Origin of the sequence: Nostoc sp. MS1 (genome assembly GCF_019976755.1) — a bacterium.
Lineage (GTDB): Bacteria > Cyanobacteriota > Cyanobacteriia > Cyanobacteriales > Nostocaceae > Trichormus.
Genome location: NZ_AP023441.1, coordinates 2,562,913 through 2,584,782 on the forward strand (window position 1 = coordinate 2,562,913; position 21,870 = coordinate 2,584,782).

The 21,870-nt window shown below is 41.5% G+C and carries 18 protein-coding genes and 1 other RNA gene; 9 read left to right on the top strand and 10 right to left on the bottom strand.

Features of this window, described 5'->3' with window-relative positions; all coding sequences use genetic code 11:
- Nucleotides 1-29 precede the first annotated feature (29 nt).
- Together NSMS1_RS11120 and NSMS1_RS11125 are read right to left on the bottom strand one after the other, a co-directional pair.
- On the bottom strand, nt 30-5,189 hold the full coding sequence (locus NSMS1_RS11120) for an eIF2A-related protein (protein WP_224093179.1): 5,160 nt from the start codon (nt 5,187-5,189) through the stop codon (nt 30-32).
- The gene (locus tag NSMS1_RS11125) at nt 5,159-6,496 is read right to left on the bottom strand and encodes a P-loop NTPase fold protein (protein ID WP_224093180.1); all 1,338 of its coding nucleotides are present in this window, start codon (nt 6,494-6,496) and stop codon (nt 5,159-5,161) included. Before NSMS1_RS11125 ends, NSMS1_RS11120 begins: the two co-directional genes overlap by 31 nt.
- Nucleotides 6,497-6,928: 432 nt before the next feature.
- Between NSMS1_RS11125 and NSMS1_RS11130 the strand changes: the two genes are divergently transcribed.
- Nucleotides 6,929-7,570, top strand: coding sequence for a hypothetical protein (locus NSMS1_RS11130; RefSeq protein WP_224093182.1), 642 nt, complete (start codon nt 6,929-6,931; stop codon nt 7,568-7,570).
- A 144-nt stretch (nt 7,571-7,714) separates the two neighbouring features.
- Here NSMS1_RS11130 and NSMS1_RS11135 read toward each other — a convergent pair whose 3' ends face one another.
- The gene (locus tag NSMS1_RS11135) at nt 7,715-8,338 is read right to left on the bottom strand and encodes a hypothetical protein (protein ID WP_224093184.1); all 624 of its coding nucleotides are present in this window, start codon (nt 8,336-8,338) and stop codon (nt 7,715-7,717) included.
- A gap of 187 nt (nt 8,339-8,525) precedes the next feature.
- On the opposite strand from NSMS1_RS11135, the gene rpsD reads away from it, so the two are divergent.
- Nucleotides 8,526-9,134, top strand: a complete 609-nt coding sequence (rpsD, locus tag NSMS1_RS11140; RefSeq protein WP_224093185.1) for a 30S ribosomal protein S4 — start codon at nt 8,526-8,528, stop codon at nt 9,132-9,134.
- Between the two features lie 300 nt (nt 9,135-9,434).
- Here the strand turns inward: rpsD and NSMS1_RS11145 are convergent, their stop codons facing one another.
- Nucleotides 9,435-9,755, bottom strand: a complete 321-nt coding sequence (locus tag NSMS1_RS11145) for a hypothetical protein (protein WP_224093187.1) — start codon at nt 9,753-9,755, stop codon at nt 9,435-9,437.
- 723 nt (nt 9,756-10,478) lie between these two features.
- On the opposite strand from NSMS1_RS11145, the gene NSMS1_RS11150 reads away from it, so the two are divergent.
- The 3 genes from NSMS1_RS11150 to ssrS all read left to right on the top strand — a co-directional run bounded on the left by NSMS1_RS11150 (nt 10,479) and on the right by ssrS (nt 12,389).
- On the top strand, nt 10,479-10,955 hold the full coding sequence (locus NSMS1_RS11150) for a pentapeptide repeat-containing protein (protein ID WP_224095198.1): 477 nt from the start codon (nt 10,479-10,481) through the stop codon (nt 10,953-10,955).
- On the top strand, nt 10,952-12,094 hold the full coding sequence (locus NSMS1_RS11155) for a 5-(carboxyamino)imidazole ribonucleotide synthase (protein WP_224095199.1): 1,143 nt from the start codon (nt 10,952-10,954) through the stop codon (nt 12,092-12,094). The genes NSMS1_RS11150 and NSMS1_RS11155 overlap by 4 nt, the downstream gene beginning before the upstream one ends.
- 111 nt (nt 12,095-12,205) lie before the next feature.
- Nucleotides 12,206-12,389: non-coding RNA, 6S RNA (gene ssrS / locus NSMS1_RS11160), on the top strand.
- Nucleotides 12,390-12,605: 216 nt separating this feature from the next.
- On the opposite strand, the gene NSMS1_RS11165 is transcribed toward ssrS, so the two are convergent.
- Nucleotides 12,606-13,172 carry a PEP-CTERM sorting domain-containing protein gene (locus tag NSMS1_RS11165; RefSeq protein ID WP_224093188.1) on the bottom strand — a complete coding sequence of 189 codons (567 nt, stop codon included), beginning with the start codon at nt 13,170-13,172 and terminating at the stop codon, nt 12,606-12,608.
- A gap of 316 nt (nt 13,173-13,488) precedes the next feature.
- Here NSMS1_RS11165 and NSMS1_RS11170 point away from each other — a divergent pair, with 316 nt between their 5' ends.
- A complete protein-coding gene (locus tag NSMS1_RS11170; RefSeq protein WP_224093190.1) occupies nt 13,489-14,691 on the top strand; it encodes an argininosuccinate synthase in 1,203 nt (400 codons plus the stop codon).
- Between the two features lie 178 nt (nt 14,692-14,869).
- Here NSMS1_RS11170 and NSMS1_RS11175 read toward each other — a convergent pair whose 3' ends face one another.
- Nucleotides 14,870-15,499, bottom strand: a complete 630-nt coding sequence (locus tag NSMS1_RS11175) for a DedA family protein (RefSeq protein WP_224093192.1) — start codon at nt 15,497-15,499, stop codon at nt 14,870-14,872.
- A gap of 460 nt (nt 15,500-15,959) precedes the next feature.
- Between NSMS1_RS11175 and NSMS1_RS11180 the strand changes: the two genes are divergently transcribed.
- Nucleotides 15,960-16,313, top strand: coding sequence for an STAS domain-containing protein (locus NSMS1_RS11180; protein WP_224093194.1), 354 nt, complete (start codon nt 15,960-15,962; stop codon nt 16,311-16,313).
- A 622-nt stretch (nt 16,314-16,935) separates the two neighbouring features.
- Here the strand turns inward: NSMS1_RS11180 and NSMS1_RS11185 are convergent.
- On the bottom strand, nt 16,936-17,499 hold the full coding sequence (locus NSMS1_RS11185; protein WP_224093195.1) for an Npun_F5560 family protein: 564 nt from the start codon (nt 17,497-17,499) through the stop codon (nt 16,936-16,938).
- A gap of 277 nt (nt 17,500-17,776) precedes the next feature.
- Nucleotides 17,777-18,103 carry a 30S ribosomal protein S6 gene (rpsF, locus tag NSMS1_RS11190; RefSeq protein WP_224093196.1) on the bottom strand — a complete coding sequence of 109 codons (327 nt, stop codon included), beginning with the start codon at nt 18,101-18,103 and terminating at the stop codon, nt 17,777-17,779.
- A 174-nt stretch (nt 18,104-18,277) separates the two neighbouring features.
- Here rpsF and NSMS1_RS11195 point away from each other — a divergent pair, with 174 nt between their 5' ends.
- The gene (locus tag NSMS1_RS11195) at nt 18,278-19,051 is read left to right on the top strand and encodes a fumarylacetoacetate hydrolase family protein (RefSeq protein WP_224093197.1); all 774 of its coding nucleotides are present in this window, start codon (nt 18,278-18,280) and stop codon (nt 19,049-19,051) included.
- Between the two features lie 2 nt (nt 19,052-19,053).
- Here the strand turns inward: NSMS1_RS11195 and NSMS1_RS11200 are convergent, their stop codons facing one another.
- Together NSMS1_RS11200 and NSMS1_RS11205 are read right to left on the bottom strand one after the other, a co-directional pair.
- Nucleotides 19,054-19,533, bottom strand: coding sequence for a Tic20 family protein (locus NSMS1_RS11200; protein WP_224093198.1), 480 nt, complete (start codon nt 19,531-19,533; stop codon nt 19,054-19,056).
- An 81-nt stretch (nt 19,534-19,614) separates the two neighbouring features.
- The gene (locus NSMS1_RS11205; RefSeq protein ID WP_224093199.1) at nt 19,615-19,812 is read right to left on the bottom strand and encodes a hypothetical protein; all 198 of its coding nucleotides are present in this window, start codon (nt 19,810-19,812) and stop codon (nt 19,615-19,617) included.
- Between the two features lie 626 nt (nt 19,813-20,438).
- Here NSMS1_RS11205 and glyA point away from each other — a divergent pair.
- The gene (gene glyA / locus NSMS1_RS11210; RefSeq protein ID WP_224095200.1) at nt 20,439-21,722 is read left to right on the top strand and encodes a serine hydroxymethyltransferase; all 1,284 of its coding nucleotides are present in this window, start codon (nt 20,439-20,441) and stop codon (nt 21,720-21,722) included.
- Nucleotides 21,723-21,870: the final 148 nt, after the last annotated feature.

Here is a 21,870-nt window from a genome sequence, read left to right on the forward strand (position 1 = left end):
AGGAGAGTAAATTCATTCTAAGTTGCCAGCTACTTAATATGGGGGCATAAAGTGCGATCGCTGTTACTCACTTTCATATTAGTTTTCAAATAATCATGTAGTGAATCACATCCACGCACCAGCAAATTTTCTAATTTAATATCAGCTAAGTTCCGCAACATGACCTGACCATCACCGCTACCTACTGCCAAAATTTGGCTGTCGGGACTGAAGGTAACACTAGTTAACTCTTCTTTGTCGCCTTTGAGGACTATCAGCAATGTCCCTTTTTGATTCCAAAGCCTGACTTTATCATCACTGCTGGCGGCTAACATCTTACCATCAGGGCTAAAACTGACGCTGATGAAACTATCTCCATCACCCGAAAGATTTTTGATCAGACTACCATCTCGATTCCATAGTTTCACTGTGCCATCAATACTAGCAGAAGCTAAAATCTGCCCATCTGGCGACCATGCTACGCCATTGACTCGGCGGCTATGGTCTTTGAGGTTGCCAATTAATTGACCTTCTCGATTCCATAATTTGATGGTGGTATCATCGCTGGCGGAGGCTAACAACTCACCATCAGGGCTAAAACTCACCCAATTAACAGCATCAGTATGACCTTGTAAGGTGTGGAGTAGTTGACCGTCTCGACTCCATAATTTCACAGTTTTATCTTTACTAGCTGAAGCTATTACCTGACTATCTGATGACCAAGCTACAGCTAAAACTCCATCTTGATGACCCACTAAGGTATGGAGTAATTTTCCTTGTGGGTTCCACAACTTCACAGTTTGATCTTTACTAGCTGAGGCTATCATCTGACGATTTGGCGACCAAGCTACACCCCAAATTGAGTCTGTATGTCCTTTAAGAATGTTGAGTTGTTTGCCATCTGGGTACAAAATTTTCACCGTTTTATCCCGACTCGCCGCCGCCAAATTCTTACCATCAGGACTAAAACTCACACTTGTTATCCAATCACTACCATCCGTTTGAGGATTTCGCAATAAGACTCGATCCCAACGCCAAAGGATCACCGTTTTGTCTCGACTACCAGAAACAAGGGTACGGCCATTAGGGCTGAAATTGACACTATTTACCCAACTGTTATGTCCCTTGAGGGTTCCTAAGAGTAGACCTTGCGGACTCCATAATTTTATAGTTGCGTCGATACTTGCAGATGCGATCGTTTGTCCGTTGGGGCTGAAGGTGACGGCTGTGACTTCCGCCGTATGTCCTGATAAGGTTTTTAATAAATTACCTTGGCGATTCCAAAGTCTGATAGTCTTATCGAAACTGGCAGTGGCAATTGTTTCATCCTTGGGCGACCAAGCTACACCCAAGATAGCATCATCATGACCTTGCCAACTTTTGAGGAGTTTACCTTCTCGACTCCAAAGTTTGATGGTTTTATCAGCACCCACAGAGGCAAGAGTTTTACCATCACCTGACCAAGCTACACCCAAAACAGCATCACTATGACCTGATAGAGTCTTGAGTAATTGTCCTTCTCGACTCCATAATTTAACGGTGTTGTCGCTACTAGCGGAAGCAATGAGAGAACCGTCAGGGCTGAAACTAGCACTATTTACGCCATCAGTATGTCCTGTTAAAGTTTTGACTAATTGACCGACTCGATTCCATAATCTAACTGTCTTGTCTTGACTAGCAGAGACAATCAACAAGCCATCAGGACTAAAGCTCACGCTGTTAACTACATTAGTATGTTGGGATAAGATGTTAACCGGAGTACCATCTTTACGCCACAGATGGATGGTATTATCAGCGCTGGCGGAAGCAATGAGGGAACCGTCGCGGCTGAATACAGTACCATTTACGCCAGCAATATGTCCTTCCAAGCGGTTGTACTCCCTCACTCCCACCACTGCTTGATAGAGTGCTGTTTTTACCTGTTCTCTGGTGTAACCATCTACCCAAATAGCTTGTTGTAGTTTTCTACCAGCTTTGACACCTTCTTTAACTGCATCAAGTCCTTTTTGCGAAGCAAACAAGGCTTCACTGGAAACACTCAAGGTTTTTATTTCGTTATCTACGGCTGTAATAATAGAGTAACTTAACCCTAAAATGGCAAGGCAAGAAGCAGCCAAGGCAATTTTTAGGGAACGATTAAGCTTGGCTTCACTTAGCCTTTGTTGTTTTTGACTTTCTACTAGTTGGGCAGTTAATTCTTTTTCTTTTAATTCTGCACGTAATTGTTCAATTTCTAGTTGAGTTAATTCTTCGCGTTTGCGTAACTCTCTCAGTTCTGTCACTAAATCTAATCCCGGTTGAGGATTAGGATCTAAGATTTTAGACTGCTGCTTTTTTTGTCTAAGTTCGCTTTGCAGTCGGGCAATTTCAACTTGACTTTGCTGCACTTTACGGCGCAATTGTTTAAGTTGTGCCTGTAAGCTTGATTCCTGTTGTTGGAGAAAGCGAATTAAATCTACTAGATAATCATGAATTAGTTGATAACGTTCGGGAACATCAGGAAATAAGACAACTAAACCAGAGCTAACTAAAATATCTAAGACTAACTCTAGTTTGTCTGGATCTTCTAATTCTGCTAGTTCAGACGCTAATTCTGCACGAGTTTTAAAAGGACGTTTATTACTCTCATCCGTTAATAAATATAAAACAAGCAACGCTGCACGCTCATTTTCCGGGCCACAATCTTTTATAAGTTCTTTGATATATCTTTCTATGAGTTTGTTTGGTCGATATTGCTGATATTCTTTTAAAGTATTAATTCGCTCATCTTGTAATTGAGCGCCAACTACTTGTAATTCGATGGGGCGGACTTCTCCTAATTCTGTAGATAAGTCTTCAACTAAAGCATCAATTAAGGCTGGTTCTAAATTGAGTTGAGAACGTTGTGTTAATTTTTGAATGATGACTTTGGCGTATTCGGGAGAAAAGTTATTTAATTGATAACGGATTTGTTTATCAAGAATATTATTATTGATTGCTTCTAGGTGAGAAAAATGTTTAAATTCTAATAGACGATGTAAATAGTCTTCTCTAATAGAAAGAATGATTTTGACAAAAGATATATTGAGACATTGGCTCAAGAAATTATCAAATTCTTGCTTTTGTTGTCTATCGCTATAACCAAAGAAAAATTCCTCAAACTGGTCAAATATCAAAACCGTGATCAAATGGTTGTTAGCATTTTGACGTAATTGATCTAATATATCCGCGATCGCCAAAGGTCGGGCATTATCTACCCCCATTGGTGGCGTAGGCGTTGATAAAATCTCTGGGGCAATGTTAACCTCCCCTTGCACATGATTAACCGCCTCAGTTAAAGATTTACCTAATTCGCGCACCCAATCTGTATATACTTGCAATACCACAGGCATAGCCAACTGATCACCGATCGCGCGATTTTGTAATGCTGGCACTAACCCAGCCGTCACCGTCGAACTCTTACCTACTCCCGATGGGCCGTGAATGACAATCAGTTTTTGATCAGAGCGGCTAATTCTGCCAATTAAATTATTAATATCCTGTTCTCGACCGGAAGCCTCAATTTCTAACGCCACACTACTACTTCCCAAGGGTGACATCACAGCCGGGTTAGTCGCTTGTCTTTGGGGTTGTAACCTCCCCGCACCAATAAAAGCGCGTAACCCATACTGCTGTTCTACAGAACGCCGTTGTTGGCGAATGCGGTAAGCTTCTAGATATCTGCCAGCTTCAAAGTAAAGCGATCGCAAAGTCCGCAGCAGTCTAATATAACGATGGGCATCATATTGATGGACACTATTTTCTAAGGCAGATGGTAATTCTCTAGCTGCTTTATCTAAATACTCCTGGGCAACAGCTTGTTCACCCAGATTTTGCTGGGCTTTGGCTAAAATTAGGTAATATACCTGCGCCAACAGCAGAGGAAACAGGCAATGATGGGGGTCACTATCTTGCAGTTGTTGCGCCTCAGCTAACTTGAGAAGTGAGACATGCGCCAAAATACTCGCCTGCACCCAGCGCGACTGTTGTAGTGCTACCTGCGCCAAAAAACCATAATCACAAGCTAACTGAATATGATTACCGTAGGTATGATGTAACTCTAGCGCCGTTTCCGCTATAGTTTGCAATTCACCCCAAGCTTGCAGATGTTCTAGAACTTCCTCCAGTTGACCAACAAATTCCGATGCAATATCTGGTCTTCCAGCTAATTCCAAAGTCTCCAAGCATTCCTGCAAGTAAAATTTGGCCGTATCCCAATGACGACGATTCTCTAGCTGATTATGTTCGGCAAGACGGCAGTAACATAATCCTATATAAAATTGCAAAACCCCCTGTCGGAGAATTGGCGCAGTGGGGGGAGTAGGAGGAGTAGGGGAAGATGAGGGAGTGGGGGGAGATGATAATTCATTGCTGCCTCCTGCCTCCTGCCTCCTGCCTCCTGCCTCCTGCCTCTCCCTTTTCACAAGCTGTTGCCAAACTTGCAGGCTTTGCTGAAAATGATGTAAGGCGTGATGAATGCGATCGCTTACGTAATCATCTAAGCCAAAAACAAATTTTAAACTGGCATTTAATTCTGGTTCTAAGGTAATTCCTCGTTCATGTAACTCGGAAATGCCATAGTGTAATTCTTTATTACGTTTCCAAACTTGCTCTAAAGTAGAGTATTCTTCAGGGGTTTGTACTTGTTGGCGCTGTCCGATATCTTTAGGTAAGACTTTGGCAAATAAAGAGTCGGTTTCTTCCCGCAGAAATTGTAACAACTCTGGCGTTGTCATTTCAAAACGAATCGGTGTCGCTGCCCAACTGGCGAAATCAGGCGCTAAACGCATCACCTTTTGTAAAACTTCGTCATTCACCCAAAAAATCATCGGAAATGAATGGCGTTTAGGAAATTCATCCCGAATGTGATTAATTGCTCTGAGTAAGTCGTCAATTTCATCGACTGATTCTAAACCTAACACCATCAATGCTGACGGCTGTTGTTCGGGTAGATTGATATGCAGTGTTGTATATAAACTTCTGGTATTATGAGGTAAAACAACTTTTTGAATGTAAGTACCACTCGCCAGTTCATCTAGTCTTTGCAGTATCCGATCTTGTAAGACTCGGTAATTACAACAAACCAAAGCTACAGAAAAATTACCATGAGATAGGGCGATCGCTCTCCAAAGACTCCTCAAAGCACGCTCATTTGCTGCTTTTATATCGACTGATGGGTTTCCTTCAACCATGATTTGAACTTTTGTGTCTCCGCTATAACTGGGTTAACAGCAAACCAAGCTCCTTGATGGTCGCGGTACTCAAAAACAAACAAGCTCCGCAATAGTGCATGATATTCAATATCACCCCTAACCCTCTGCTCTTGCATTACCCGGAAGATTAACTCCCATTCGTGGGGGTCGATGGCGTTGGCGCGGTAGTCCCGTTGTCTTTGAATAACCAACTCGACACATTCCCGTCCAAAGGGTGGATCTTGTTCGCGCAAACAGTCAAACAGCAACCCTAATAAGTCGCGTACATGACCACCACTGATCAAACACAACCTATCCAATGTTTCTAAACTATCAAACACTTCTGTAATTAAGCCTAACCGATCACTTGTGGGAATGTCAGGGAAACTCCTTGCTAATACCATTTGTCGCATCAGTGCTAACCCCTGCGTAAATATTTCCCCAGACCGCAGACGTACAGGTATCATTGGTAAGACTTTCGGTGCGACTCCACCACCCAGACGATGTTGCAGTTCGGCGCTATCGTTGGAGAAGGTTAACGCTAAAGGAATTGTGTAAACTACATGACAGTTGAGTTTCCGTAGCTGTTCGCCGCGTTCAATAAACAAGTATTCTGGAAGCGATCGCCCGGATGGTAATGGTCGAATTGCTACCCTATCCAAGTTGTCAACAATAACTACCAAACCCTTTTTACCTATAGCTTTGAGGTCTTTGGTGGCACGTTCCAGCAACTCTTGATTAATTGATTGCAGTATATTTTGTGTACGTGGTTCTAAGTAATCGCGTAACCTTCGCCGTAATTGTGGACTTTCCTTTGTCTTGGCGGTAATCTTGGCAATACCTACAGATAACTCACCTTCCACGCCTAACTCAATTGGCGTTTGTAGAAAATCTACAACCTCCCCAAACAACTTAGTAAAGTAGTTGGGTTTGAGACGAATTTTGATAGCTTCTAAACTCTCGCTCACCTGACCCGCGATCGCAAGTAAAATATCAGTCACATCCACATCCGCCATTTCTAGGACATGGGTAGACTCAAAATAAACTACGTGGAATTGTTGTTCTTCTAACTCAGCCTTGAGGCGTAATAACTCTGTAGATTTGCCACAACCAAGATGCCCAGTAAATAGCTGACAAGTAGGGGCATCCGGTGATATTTTACTAATTGTACGTAATAGAGCCTCGATAATTTTCCCGCCCCGTACCGCCGCAAAATCGATATAATAACGGCGATCGCTAGCATCACCTATCATCAAAGGTCTGCTTGGATTGCAAGCTTGATAAAATCTTTCTAAATCCAGGGGCATAGCTAATTAAACTTACTGAGGAATGGGCAAGTTGTATCTGCTGATTAAATATATTAATTTTTAGCAAGTTATGCTCTAAATCTGCCCGGTTTGTACCAGTTACTCACTAATTTAACAATAATTTAGTCAAATAGGTGGTTAGAAACTGCTTCTATCCACATATCTGTCATATTCTTTTGGCTTTAGTAATTAATTAAAAAAACAAGGAAGCTCAAGTAAGCGTCCGTTAGTTGACATCAGCCACACTCTTTTACCAGCAAGGGTTTTGATGATTGGCACAAATTTTGGCCATATCTAGGGTTTTTTCTAGATTTATATAGTACAATTGTACTAAATTGATTTTTAGTTTTGGCTATTACACTTTGTTGGGGTCAAACAACTGCCAGCAACAGTCTAGCCACAAGAAAAACCCTACTGTGAGATCATTTACTCATGATGACACCAATACAGGGTGTAACTGCAACCCAAATTAACTCACACCAGTTTGAGCCATACGTCGAAGATTCTGTGACCGCATCAGAATTTTCCTTTCAAACCCTTGCTGATGTCACCAAAGCAATTTTACGTCATGCTTTCTGGCTAGCCGAACAGAAACACAATCTTTCATTAAAAGAGTATAAAAAATTACTATCAATTTATGGTTGGCAAGGAGAGGAAAAGAAATACCTCAAGATTGCAGCCACATTTGGTAAGTTTGAGCCTCAAGATTTTGCTCAAGTTGAGCCAAGAACAATCTATCAACTAGCAGAGAGAAGCAAACAGTATCAAAAAGTTATAGATAAACTATTAGATTTAAGTGTAATTAACCAAGAAACGGTACGTACCCTAATTCAAAAACAGCGTACCCCAAGAGCGGCTAGACCCAAAAAACCCAGTATTTGGCGACGGTTAAAGAATGGCGGGAGATATTGCCAAATTCCCCCCATTCACGAAACCTCAGAACAAACTGGTACAACTTTACAAAAAATGATGGATGAAGAGGGATTGACCGCCCAACAAATCGTAGCAGAAGCGATCGCTCTGCGCCAAGCTTACAAAGAAGGGCAGCTAGTATTGGCAAAAGATAGAAATTAGTGCTGATTTATATATTGGTTGAAGTGGTAATAGCTAATGGGTAATTGTTTTCTCCCATTACCTATTACCAACCACCACAATATGATCAGTATTTAAACAGATCATGAGTGCTGAGTCACGAGATTTACCCTAACTCATCACTCATCACTGATTAGGACTTGCTGGCATTGGTTGAGTCTCAAAAGTCGGGCTGAACTGTGTTCCTCCTTGTTGACTTGGTAAGCTTGATGGAGGAGTATATCCACTAATGCGATCGCTACCATCAATACAAGTATCCAATGCCTGAATAGGAGGTAGCTCCTTAATTTCACTACGTAAGCCAACAACACACTGAGCAAACCGCACTGGTAACAAACTACGACCACAGTAATTTATTACATCTGGGTTAATAGACCCTTCAGTATTTTTACTTACTGCAACTGCACAAGTAGCTAAATCTCTCGGCTGTCTTGCCCTTCTACAGCCAGAAAGCGCATCAGTAGCAGTTATTTGAGTATTTCTGCTAATATCCAGCACACAAGCAGATAAATCTCTTGGGCGAAGTGCTGTAGCACAACCTTCAGCTGCTGCTTGTGCCGTTACTCCCAAACTGACGAGTCTACCTGCACAAGCACGATAATCATTGTTGTATGAGGCAGTAACAGCCACACCAGGGACACTCATCCCTAAAATCCCAGCCGTAGCCAAAGCAGGCGCTGTTAGCCGCATAATGCGAGTTTTGAGAGCTAATTTTTGTTTTTCCAACCCAAAAACCTTCTTTCTGCACATTGCCGTTCTCCAAACACCCAACGTTATGCTAACTCAAATGTGCAGCGAATCTTTGGCAAATCAGGTAAAACAGCAAATATAAAATAAAATTTTGCTGATCTGACCAATGATTTTTGCATTTGTGATTTCCAAGTACTTATAATAGTATGTCTGGGTAAATTTAAACAGGATTAAATTAAGGAAACTCATGTCCCGATATAGAGGGCCACGTCTTAGAATTGTACGTCGCTTGGGCGATTTGCCAGGATTAACTCGTAAGAGCGCTAGACGCGCTTACCCACCAGGACAGCATGGTCAGAACCGCAAGAAGCGCTCTGAATATGCTATCCGTTTAGAAGAAAAGCAAAAGCTGCGGATGAACTACGGTTTGACTGAAAAGCAACTGTTACGTTATGTGCGTCGAGCTAGACGTGTAACTGGTTCTACCGGACAAGTATTGCTACAACTGTTAGAAATGCGCTTGGATAATACGGTTTTCCGTTTGGGTATGGCTCCCACAATTCCAGCCGCTCGTCAGCTAGTAAATCACGGCCATGTTACAGTTAACGGTCGTGTGGTCAATATTGCCAGTTACCAATGCCGTCCCGGCGAAGAAATTGCTGTTAGAGACAAAGCACCATCACGGAAGTTAGTAGAAAACAATCTACAATATCCTGGTTTAGCTAACCTCCCCAGCCACTTAGAGTTTGACAAAAACAAGTTGGTTGGTAAGGTTAATGGTGTCATCGAACGTGAATGGGTGGCGCTACAAGTTAACGAACTGCTGGTTGTGGAATACTACTCACGGCAAGCGTGACAAAATCCCGTCGCCAACTGCCTTAGCAGCACGGCGCGGGCTTCTTCAGCTTATTTTTCACTCGCGTATTTTGATCTTGAGGTCTTCATCAACGACCTCAAAATTTTTATAGGGCATTTGTCTACCACATGACAAAATCATCCTGCTAATTGGTAATCATCTACTCATTCTTTGCCAATTAGCAGACTGTTTAGAAATCCCAAAAAGATTACCTTAGCTATAACTAAAAACTGCTCTTGGGTTAAAAGATTTCCAGCGCAGTAATACATCAGTTAATAGTTAATATCTGAAATCAATGACCTATGCTTCCTCTGGTTCAAGTTGAGCCACTGTCACGGCATTGACAGCAAAAGCAAATACTAATGGCATGGGACAACGGAAGACAAAGGTAGTGATAACCGCCAAAATTGTGCTAACTACGGCTGATATTGACCACAATCTTTCATCAAAAGTTAATCCTTTTTCGGCTTTAATATCTCTAAGAACATGGTTCGGAATAGGTTCAGGCATTACACAGCCAGGAGGAAACGCCCAAAAGTGGTTTCTTCTTTCTTCAAATAATTCTGTCCAGCCGTTTTCCTCGCACCATGCTTCAATCCATTCAATAGAATAATGAGTCATAATCACTGTTACTGATTGTTTTGGTTGAGTTTGTTTACTTAGTAAAAATAAGAATTTAGATAATTTATAGCTAATCTGTAATTAATTAAGGAATTACAATCAATCCTACATAAAGGAGTATATTAACCAGCATAAATATATAGTTTTTATGCTCATTGTCTTGCTATAGCTTCACCTTGTTTAACAGACTAACAGTCAACCTTACCTAGTAAACATAAAAGACAATAAACTTTACCTACAAAAATTAAAGTAAATAAATGTAAATCTAGGACGCACATAATAACTAATAAAAATATTTATATCGCAAAAATCGCCGCCAAAAATCAAGAATTGTAAACTACAGCTTGAGCAATTACTTGAAACTAAACTTAATACTTTATATATCTTCTAAAACGCTTATTTATCTAGTACCCAAAGTTATATCTAGCTAAACGTTTGTCAGCATTTAGTCATAAATTTCAGGACATAGACAGCTAGAGCAAAGTGCTGTTATCGGTAGCGGGACTTTGAGTGTCAAGCCTGCTATTTCAGGCTTTGAACAGTCAACAACTTTCTTACGTTATTGACGATTTTCCTAAAATCAGACTTTTGTGACAAAATGTTAAGTATAAATAATACCAAATAACTAAAAAATAGGGGATATAAGAAGTGGCAATCCAGAATGCTAGAAATTCTTATGCGTTCATCAAAAACCGAATTAGCCAGCTAACAAAGTTCTGCACGATCGCATTAGCTATAATATCCGCGATCTCTATACTTTGCTTACCATACCCAGCCTTAGCCGACTGGACTCATCCCCTATCATTTAGCAATGCTGAATTATCAAGACATAACTTTGCAGGTGAAAGTCTACAAGCGGCTGAGTTCTCTAACGCTAATTTAGAATTGGCTAACTTCGTCGGTGCTGACTTGCGTGGTGCAGTCTTGAGTGCTTCTGTGATGACACAAGCCAATCTCCAAGGAGCGGATTTAACGAATGCGATGGTTGATCAGGTAAACTTAACAGGGGCTAATTTAAGCGATGCCGTTTTTAAAGAAGCTCTTTTACTCCGCGCCGTATTCGCTAACGTGAACATAGAAGGCGCAGACTTTACTGATGCAGTTTTGGATAAAGCACAAATTAAAGAACTTTGTACAAAAGCAAGCGGAGTAAATACAAAAACTGGCGTAGAAACTCGTGATTCTTTAGGATGTCGATGAAGCGTGTAGGCGTAATTGGTGGTGGACAACTGGCTTGGATGATGGGAAGCGCAGCCAATAAACTAGGGGTTGAGTTGATAGTGCAGACTCCTAGTATGAATGATCCGGCTGTATCCATTGCCCAGGATACTGTATTAGCGAAGATAGATGATGCTCATGCTACAGAGATTTTAGCTCAAAAGAGTGATGTCATCACGTTTGAAAATGAATTTGTGAATCTAGAGGCTTTATCACTGTTAGAAAATCAAGGTGTCTATTTCCGTCCCAAGTTAGACGCTTTAAAACCATTGTTAGATAAATATCATCAGCGTTGCTACTTACAAAAGTTAGGTTTACCTGTTCCTCAATTCTTTGCACTGGAACACCAAGAAAATTTGTTATCCAAAATAGATAATTTGGGTTTTCCTTTAGTTTTAAAATCTCGCCGTCACGGTTATGACGGACAAGGCACTTTTATCATTCATGATTTAGCAACTTTACAAGCAAAAATTGAGTTAGATAAAAATACAAACACTGAATTTTTAATAGAAGAGTTTATCCCTTTTGAACGAGAATTAGCAGTAATAGCGGCTCGTTCTTTAGATGGGAAAATTGTCATCTATCCTGTGGTAGAAACGCAGCAAGAACAGCAAGTTTGTAGACGAGTTATTGCACCTGCTGATATTACATCTGAGCAAGCCGCAGCCGCCGAAGCGATCGCCCGTACACTATTAGATAGTTTGGAAGTAGTCGGCGTATTTGGCATCGAGTTATTCCTTACCGCCGATGGTCAAGTCTTAGTCAATGAAATCGCACCCCGCACCCACAATTCAGGGCATTTTTCTCTAGATGCTTGTGAAACATCGCAATTTGAACAACATTTGAGGGCTGTTTGCGGATTATCTTTAGGCAACCCAGCCTTACAATGCGCTGGTGCAGTCATGGTCAATCTTTTAGGCTACGAAACATCTCAAAGTGATTACCAAAGTCAGCGCCAACAACTAGCCGCCATTCCCCAAGCTCATGTCCATTGGTATGGCAAAACAGAATCTCGTCCCGGACGCAAACTAGGACACGTTACAGTTTTGTTAAATAATCATAACCAAAAGGATGCAGAAGCGATCGCTCGGACAGTGGAGTCGATTTGGTATCCCAGTTAGGAGATGAGGGAGCAGGAGATTACTGTCAAATGTCAACTGTCAATTGTCAACTGCCCAAAATTTTTAGACTTTGAATTTGTACAACCTGTTTTTGAAAGCTATAATGAGTTAGTTGCACTGCGACGTTGGTGACTGCCATCAAGTTTTTTGATCTATGTCTTTAAGAAAAAGGGAACTAAACATCTCTCGTGGCAGTAGACCGGGCATGTACCCGGAAACTTTAAACGAGGAAAATCGGTTCCCCCCTGGTTTTACCAGGTCATAAACTTAGGTAAAACGGCGTTGCGGTGAACTCAAAATTTTTAGCTCCCAAATCGTAACTTGGGAGCTTTAGTTTTTTAATTGGCAACTCATACAAGCAGACAAATGAAAACCCCACCTGTTAAAGTGGGGAGTGATTCAATCAGGATTTCTCTTGTCAGTACAAGTGTACTACATAAGATAAAAAATAACAAGCTATGTGCAGAAAACTGTTCATAGCTTTATTTTTTATCAGTTGCCAGAACAGATTTTATGCTGATTGGGTGCTTTTCTTTTGGCGGCTTGTCCATAAACCAACAGCAGAAGCGATCGCAGTACCAACAACAGCCAAAGGTTCTGATACTGGTACTGTAGAGTAGGTGACTGTGCCTACTGGGATAGCCGTGAATAAATTAGCACTCTCAACACTATAAAAAATGTTACCGCCTAAGAAGGGATTATCTAAATCTCCACCGATAAAAAATTGATTTTCCACTAAATAACTCAGTCCTAAAACTTTGCCATCTCTAAAGCTAACCAATGGTGCTACCCCTGTTGGGAAATCAATATCGTCTACTTCTGTATATTGAGTACCCAAGTAATCAAATTTAATAGATAATAATCCATTGCTGACATCTAGACTCTCTTCACCAAGTCCAGTTAAATTCGAGTCATCGTAACTAAAAGAACCAAAATACTGACCAGGATTACCACCAGATGTAGCATCTACAGTAAAGTTGTAATTAACTACAGCAGCCTGTGTTGGTTTAGCTTCTAAAGTAGCTAAAGAAACGGCAAGAGCAAAACTAGCCAAGCCAAGATTTTTATTTAATCTCATTAGACAAGCTCCAAAGCAAAAAAGTAAACATTATTGCTATGTCACTTAAATAAGCTTTGAACTAATGACAGAAGGTTAAGACAAATAGAATAAACGGTTAAGCTCGTAGTAAAGGCTTTAGCCTTTTCTTGAGGACTAAAGTCTTAACTACAAAAGTAAAATCATCAAGCTCTGACAAAAAATGCACAGATATTGTGCCTGTCCCTTGTCCCCTGTTTCCTACTAATTCCCAATCATTCAGCATTTAGAGAAAATATACCCTATGTAGTTAGATATAATAATGACTCATTATTTGTTTTCCTAACTGGAGAAAGCAATGGGTCGCGCCAAAAAGGTTGTTCTGGCATATTCTGGTGGGGTGGATACCTCCGTTTGTATTCCTTACTTGAAGCAAGAGTGGGGAGTAGAAGAGGTAATTACCCTCGCAGCAGATTTAGGCCAGGGAGATGAATTAGAACCAATCCGAGAAAAAGCTTTAAAATCGGGTGCAAGTGAATCCCTAGTAGCGGATGTCAAAGAAAGTTTTATTAAAGATTATGCTTTTCCCGCGATTCAGGCCAACGCCCTATATGAAAATCGCTATCCGCTAGGAACTGCTTTAGCTCGGCCGTTGATTGCTAAGATATTAGTTGAAGCGGCAGAAAAATACGGTGCTGATGCGATCGCACATGGTTGTACAGGTAAAGGTAACGATCAGGTGCGTTTTGATGTTTCTTGTACCGCCCTCAATCCTCACCTCAAAATCCTTGCCCCGGCGCGAGAATGGGGGATGAGTCGGGAAGCAACCATCGCCTATGGTGAAAAGTTTGGTATCCCCGCACCAGTGAAAAAGTCTTCACCTTACAGTATTGATAAGAATTTGCTGGGTCGCAGTGTAGAAGCTGGCTCCTTAGAAGATCCTACATTTGAACCGCCGGAAGAAATTTATGAAATGACGAAGGCGATCGCAGACACCCCTAATGAGCCAGAATACATTGAGATAGGATTTACCCAAGGTATACCCACCGCCATCAACGGTACCCCTAAAAATCCTGTAGAACTAATTCACGAACTCAATCAAATAGTGGGAAATCATGGTGTCGGACGCATCGACATGATTGAAAACCGACTAGTGGGAATTAAATCAAGAGAAATTTACGAATCTCCCGCGATGTTGGTGCTAATTCATGCTCACCGTGACTTAGAAAGCTTGACCTTGACAGCAGACGTTAGCCATTACAAACGAGGCATTGAAGAGACATACAGCCAAATAGTTTATAACGGTCTGTGGTACAGTCCCCTCAAAGCAGCCCTAGATGCTTTTATTCAAAAGACCCAAGAAAGAGTGTCAGGAACTGTGCGAGTAAAGCTGTTCAAAGGTAACGCCACCATAGTTGGACGCTGGAGTGAGAACACACTCTACACCCCAGACTTAGCCACCTACGGCGCAGAAGACCAATTTGACCACAAAGCTGCCGAAGGCTTCATCTACGTTTGGGGACTACCCACACGTATTTGGGCGCAGAAGGATAGAGGTTAGGGGTAAGGGAGATGAGGGAGTAATCAATTCAAAATTCGTCTTGGAAAGTTTCCTACGGAGGGAAACCCTCCTACAGAACTTTCCGCAAAATTCAAAATTCAAAATTTTCAGAACTTCTCACTTCCCCTACTCCCTCATCTCCCCCCACTCCCTCATCTCCTCTACTCCCTCATCTCCTCTACTCCTCAGCCGCCCGTTTAACTTGACGAGACTCCAGCCATATCGGCACGAAAATTAACGCTGCGAGTATAAGGACAGCTACAATGGCAAACTGACTTACCCAAGCAACTAATTGTTCGAGGGAAATTACTTTACCTGCGAAAAAGGCTAATGTCACCATCAAACTAGCCCAAGCTGTCGCCCCTGCTAAGTTATACGCAAAGAATTTTCCAAAAGGCATCTCAGCTATACCTGCCAAAGGAGCCGCAAAAATTCTTAACAATGCAAAAAAGCGGCCAAAAAATACGGCTTTAGCAGCATTTTGACTAAATTGTTCTTTGATATTTAATAATCTTTCTTCAGATATCCGAAAAATCTTCCCAATTCGCAGCAAGAAAGGCCAGCCGCCTAGTTTACCAACCCAGTAACCGCAATTAGCGCCAATTACGGCTCCTGTAACGGCGACACTGAGAACTAGCCAGTAATTCAATTCATCACTGCCAGCCAAAAATCCACCCACTAGAGTTACAGTTTCACCGGGTATGGGAAGACCCAAATTTTCTAGTAATATTCCTAAAAAAATCGCCCAGTAACCGTACTGATGGGCAAACTCCTGAATGTTTTCTAGTGAAATCAGCTCAAGAGACATCCCGCACCGCCGTCTTTACAATTTTTTACCATATAACCTATCTTGGCTCGTTTATGCCTGGGGTGTCAATCAAGCCGCCTTTGGATATTATGATGATTTTGCGTTACTTATATCTACTGCTGTGTGCGTATTGACAATACAATATAGTGCCGTTAAATAGCACAACCGCATAATTACGGACATAAATCAACTGTTTATTATAAAAAATTTATAAAAGCCCTGGACAAATATAAAAATTATGTAAAAGATGCGCTTGATACTGAAATCATTAAGCGTTTGTGCCTATATTGATGAAAGTTAACACAAATTATACGGCATGAATACTGACAGACAATTTGTCAACTATGTAGCTGTTGTGTTTCGTTTACACGAATAGCACAGCAACTTTGTTGAGGGAATTAATCAGTATTAATAGCCGTTTCTTGCTTTTGTTAAGTGTGCAGTTTACTTAGTAAAATTTATGACTATTACACAAGAACAACAACTAGTTTTATTCAAGCCCCAAGGCAGTATAGATTTGCAAGGTGGCTTGGCTTTATCGGAACAGATGACTCAGGCAGGATCGCAACCGGATCAACTTTGGGTTATCGATTTAGCCGAGGTAGATTTTATGGATAGCTCCGGGTTAGTTTCATTAGTTAAAGGACTTACTTCTGCAAGGCAACTTGGTTGCCGCTTAGTTCTGTGTAATGTACAAACTCCAGTCAGATTGATTTTAGAACTCACTCAATTAGATTCTGTGTTTGAAATTTTCGACACTTACGAAGATATTGTTACCCTCGTTAACGGTGGTAATCTCGCTTTAGTGAGCTAATCCAATATCTTACGATGGATAGGTGGCGAGGTCAATAGAAAGTGGTAGCTTCTTTTCAAAACCATCATTTTTACCATTACCTATGACTGCACCTATCGTCGGCGTAGCTCATACCAAGGTATTGGTATTAAAGTTATCTAACTCAAATTATGCGTGAGTATTTATACTAGGGATTCTTGCAAATTGCGATCGCTCATTCAACAATGGACAATGGACAATGGACAATTAACAATTGACTTTTTCCCTCTCGCGCTTAACTGAGAGGATTGGAGAAAAGGATCTATTTTTTGATTTTTTCTCTTTGAAAGGAGAGGTCTTAAACCGTTCGGCTGACGCTCACGGCGGAAGCCTTGAATGAAACAATTGTCAATTATCAATTGATAAAGCTATGGAACTAAAGAATTAGCAAATCTTATAGATGAGGAGTTATACCAATTCATAAAGCTTACGGTAAGTTTAATGCTTACCCAATTAAGAAAATTCAGATGTGACAAAATTTTTCCTGCTCTGCATCTGCTGCTTAATTTTTGAGAATTGGTATTACTCAATATCTAGTTAATTTATTACTAAAAATGTTTTGACTCCACAGAGTCAAGATTCAAAAAATAAATTTTTAGAGAACCTAAGCATTCTGTACACTAGGCATACCACCTTGTCCTGATATTGGACGGGGGAAGTTTGGTAAATCTATGCCACTGTGGCTAGAAGTACGGGTTTTTAATGCCAGACGATAACTAACACTTTGCAGTTCTGCTTGTAATTGCCGATTTTCTCGCTGTAGTACTGATACTTTTTCTCTAACTGGAGCCATACGTTCTTCAAATTTACGGCGGTAAATTTGAGGTAATTCTTGTACTACTTGCTCCAGCATTCGGCTACGATCAGTTAGTTCTTGTACTGACTGACGCAGTTGGTAAATTTCAGTGTCACGTTCTGTAATTTGCTCTTGATAAAACGTCACTTGCTGTTCAACAGCTTGTAATTGTTCTCGCAAGGCTTGTATCTGACTCAAATCAGGCTCAGACTCAGTTCGCAAGGGGGGCATAAAATTAGTGTTGCCCTTGACTAACCGAAAGAGTTCCTGAGATAGCTGTTGCACTAGTTGGTCTCGCAACTGTAGTTCTTGACGCAGCTGCGATATTTCCGTTGATAGAGCTTGGATGTTGGGTGTATCAGTTTGGCTCACGGTTGCTTACAGTTCCCATTGACGAATGTCGAACCTTATGTCTAACTGCAATAGTACTGCTTTTGGCAAGTACTTGTTAATCTAGCATTCCCAACTAAATAAAAAAAAAGTCAGAAGGTAAAATTTTTTTAAAAGAGTCGTAAGTGCTGAGTCGTCAATGCTGAGTGCTAAGTACTGAGTATGTCAGTTAACAGTCAACAGTGAACATAACTTGATAACTACTGAGTGTTGAGTTGTGCTAACCCAACGCTCAGTAAAAATTAGTTTAGAGACTATATTAAGCGGTCACAGGCTCTTTGTCTTCTTTTTCTTCGGTTACTTCTTGCTTAACTGTTAAGTAACGAATTACTTCTTCGCTCAACCGCATAGCACGCTCTAGAACAGCGATCGCATTTCCAGGTGCGTTGTAGTTAAATTGAACGTAAACTCCATCACGCTGCTTTTTGATTTCATAAGCTAGACGGCGCTTACCCCGATTTTGAATTTCTAGATCAGTCGCACCTTGATCTTGAAGTATGGTTTGGTATTTAGCGATCGCTTGGTCTACCTGTTCATCTGTCAGGTCTGGGCGTAGGATGTATAAAGTTTCGTAAACTGTGGACATGATAATATTAGTCTCCTTTTGGACAACTGGCTGCTTGTATTGGTTTATACAATTAGTTGATAATAACTACTCGCATCAATCAATATTTGAGCAACAAGGAACTATAATCTTACCAGTTTTTAAATTGAATCATCAGGTCTATCTGCCCTAACATCAAGGATATTCATCAAAATTATGGCGCAGCGCTACGTGCGAGTTCAAAACCGAGAAGGTAAAGTCTACTATGGGTTGCTACAACCATCTTTCAATGTGCAGGTTCTAGATGCTCCACCGTGGCTACAGGGACAACCAACGGATTTAATTTTAGAACCAGACCATTATCAAATTTTGGCTCCCTGCGCTCCTTCTAAAATTATCGCAGTGGGCAAAAATTACGCCAATCATGCAGCCGAAATGGGAACATCAGTTCCTAGTGAACCACTGATTTTTCTCAAACCACCAACAACAATTATCGCTTCGGAAACAGAAATAAAATATCCTCAGCAGTCGCAAAGGGTGGATTATGAGGGAGAATTAGCGTTAATAATTGGCGATCGCGCTTGTAACTGCACACCAGAAGAAGCCCAAACTAAAATTTGGGGCTACACCATCGCCAATGATGTCACAGCACGAGATTTGCAGCAGAAAGATGGACAATGGACAAGAGCTAAGGGGTTTGATACTTTCTGCCCCATAGGGCCTTGGATTGTCCGAGAATTGAGTCCTGGGGCAAAATTACAAACTTTTCTCAACGATGACACCAATCCTGTACAATCGGCTGGGATTGACCAAATGGTATTTGCCCCCGATTTTTTGGTGTCATATATCAGTCAAGTAATGACATTGCTCCCTGGTGATGTAATCTTAACGGGTACGCCAGAGGGTGTAGGAGCATTGCATACAGGCGATCGCATCCGTGTAGAAATTGAAGGTATCGGTCGCTTAGAAAACACCGTGGCAACCCGTTAACTCTAGCGCACCTGCATATAAACTGCATCTGAGATGGCAGGAATTTCTGCGTAACGTCCTAGCAAAGAATTAGCCACAGAATAGACAACGGCAGCGACAATACCCAAAAAGATGGTATTGGCTAATGTTTCTATTGCAAAGGCAGTGCCAGGAACCTGAGTCAAAATTCGCACTAATATAGAACACAAAAATATGACGATATCCAGCAGAATTGCCTGCATGGTGTTGAAACGAATGAAATGATTAATCTTTTCATTTCTCACCACAAATATAAATAAGGCAAAAAACATGAGAAGTTGACCCAACTGTCCCAAGCTTTCGTAAATTATCAACACTGGCTGCAATGGTATTAGCAGTACTTGTAGCGCGGGGAAGTTCCTAAATAAAAAACTCCCAAACATTAAACTATCAACTATGGGCAACAAGTAAGGTAAACAAGCAAAAATTCTATCTTTGATGGTTGTAGACCCGCGCCATGTCATCGTGCGTTCTCCTGTGGCTAAATTTTATGACCTACTTGAGCTTAGGATAACGCAGTTACTCAGCATTACTGGCAATTATGATTATTCTATCTGGGCAACCCGAAAACCCATGAGACATTCGTACTGTTCTGGTTGCTCTTGAGCAAGTTGACGAATAGCTTGACCACAGCTAAGTTTGCCACCGCGCCATCGGGGTTGGCCACTACCGTTAGCGAGTAAACAAGATTGGCAAACCCGCTCAGGGGCGAGGATTTGATCGTCCATTAAAATGACTAACATCTCCATTCCTCCTGTAACTCCTCAACACTCAGCAGTTTCTATTCAAATCGCCAAGTGAACCTAAATTTATTGTATGTTGTATATCTCGGAGATTAACTCTTTGGGTAAGATGTCATATATAAATTATTACTCCTTTGGTTAGTAGTCAGTAGTCAATTGTTAGTCGCTTTTGGATTTGGTTGATAGCTTGCTTTCTTATCAGAGGACTGCTAAAGCAAAAACATTCCAGATTTTCTCGTAGAATAGTCCCTCCAGACAGCCTGTTCTAGTTTATGGGTCGTCAGGATGCCCCGTCGGCAAACGGAAGATTTTATTGCAGGAAAATACACAATGATTTTCAAATACAAGTAGCTACTGACCACTAACAAAAAGCTGATAATAAATAAACCAGCATAAATAAAAGTCAATAGTACAGATTACGATGAATTGTAGGTGTACGGCTGCCAAAATAGATTGAACTCTTGATTGGTAAAACCAGCGCCCTCCGGGTTCCTCCCGTTGTTCGCGTTGGCACAGCCTCTTGTAGAGAAGAGAGGCGAGTGGCGAACCCCAAGGGGGAGTTTTATTTAAAAGCTGCGTTCAAACAAAATCAACGGTTTTGCAAGTTTCCATTAGGTATAGTTGAAGTGACAAGAACAAACTCAGATTTTCTCAATAATTCTGACCCGGCGATCGCCGGATTAATTAATCAAGAACTCCAACGTCAACGCGACCACTTGGAGTTAATTGCTAGTGAAAACTTTACCTCGGCGGCTGTGTTGGCGGCTCAAGGTTCGGTACTAACAAATAAATACGCTGAGGGTTTACCAGGAAAGCGTTACTACGGCGGTTGTGAATTTGTCGATAAAATCGAGCAAATCGCCATTGACCGCGCTAAACAGCTATTTGGTGCGGCTCACGCCAACGTCCAACCCCACTCCGGTGCACAAGCTAATTTTGCTGTCTTCCTGAGCTTATTGGAACCAGGAGACACAATTATGGGGATGGACTTGTCTCATGGTGGACACCTCACCCACGGTTCCCCCGTCAACGTTTCTGGAAAGTGGTTTCAAGTAAGCCATTATGGTGTGAGCCAACAAACAGAACAACTAGACTACGAGCAAATTCGTGAGCTGGCGCTTAGGGAGCGTCCCAAGCTCTTAATTTGTGGTTACTCTGCTTATCCTCGAATTATTGACTTTGAAAAATTCCGTAGCATCGCCGATGAAGTTGGCGCTTACTTGCTGGCGGACATTGCTCACATTGCCGGTTTAGTAGCAACTGGACTCCACCCCAACCCAATACCTTACTGTGATGTAGTCACAACCACCACCCATAAAACACTACGTGGCCCCAGAGGTGGTTTGATTTTGACCCGTGACGCAGAACTTGGGAAGAAATTAGATAAATCAGTTTTCCCTGGAACTCAAGGCGGGCCTTTAGAACATGTAATTGCTGGGAAAGCAGTTGCTTTTGGCGAAGCTTTAAAACCAGAGTTTCAAGAGTACTCAGCGCAAGTAATTAAAAACGCCAATGTTTTGGCATCTCAACTACAAAATCGTGGATTGAAATTAGTATCAGACGGTACAGACAACCACCTAATGTTAGTAGATTTGCGGTCTGTGAATATGACAGGTAAACGAGCAGATCAGTTGGTGAGTGAAGTAAATATTACCGCTAACAAAAATACCGTTCCCTTCGATCCTCAATCACCATTTGTTACCAGTGGCTTGCGTTTGGGTTCCCCAGCTATGACAACAAGAGGTATGGGAGTAGATGAATTTACCGAAATCGGTAATATTATCGCTGATCGCCTACTCAACCCAGACTCAGAAACAGTAGCTCAAGATTGTAAACGCCGGGTAGCCGCATTGTGCGATCGCTTCCCCTTGTATCCACACTTGGAGATTCCTGTGCCTGTCTTGGTGTAGGGATGAGGCAGGAGGCAGGAGGTAATTGACAGTTGACAGTTGACAGTTGACAGTTAACAGTTTGTTTTTTCTCCCCTGCCCCCCTGCCCCCTGCTCCCCCACTCCCCACTCCCCACTCCTAAATTTCTCGCTGATCAGGGTCTGAAAT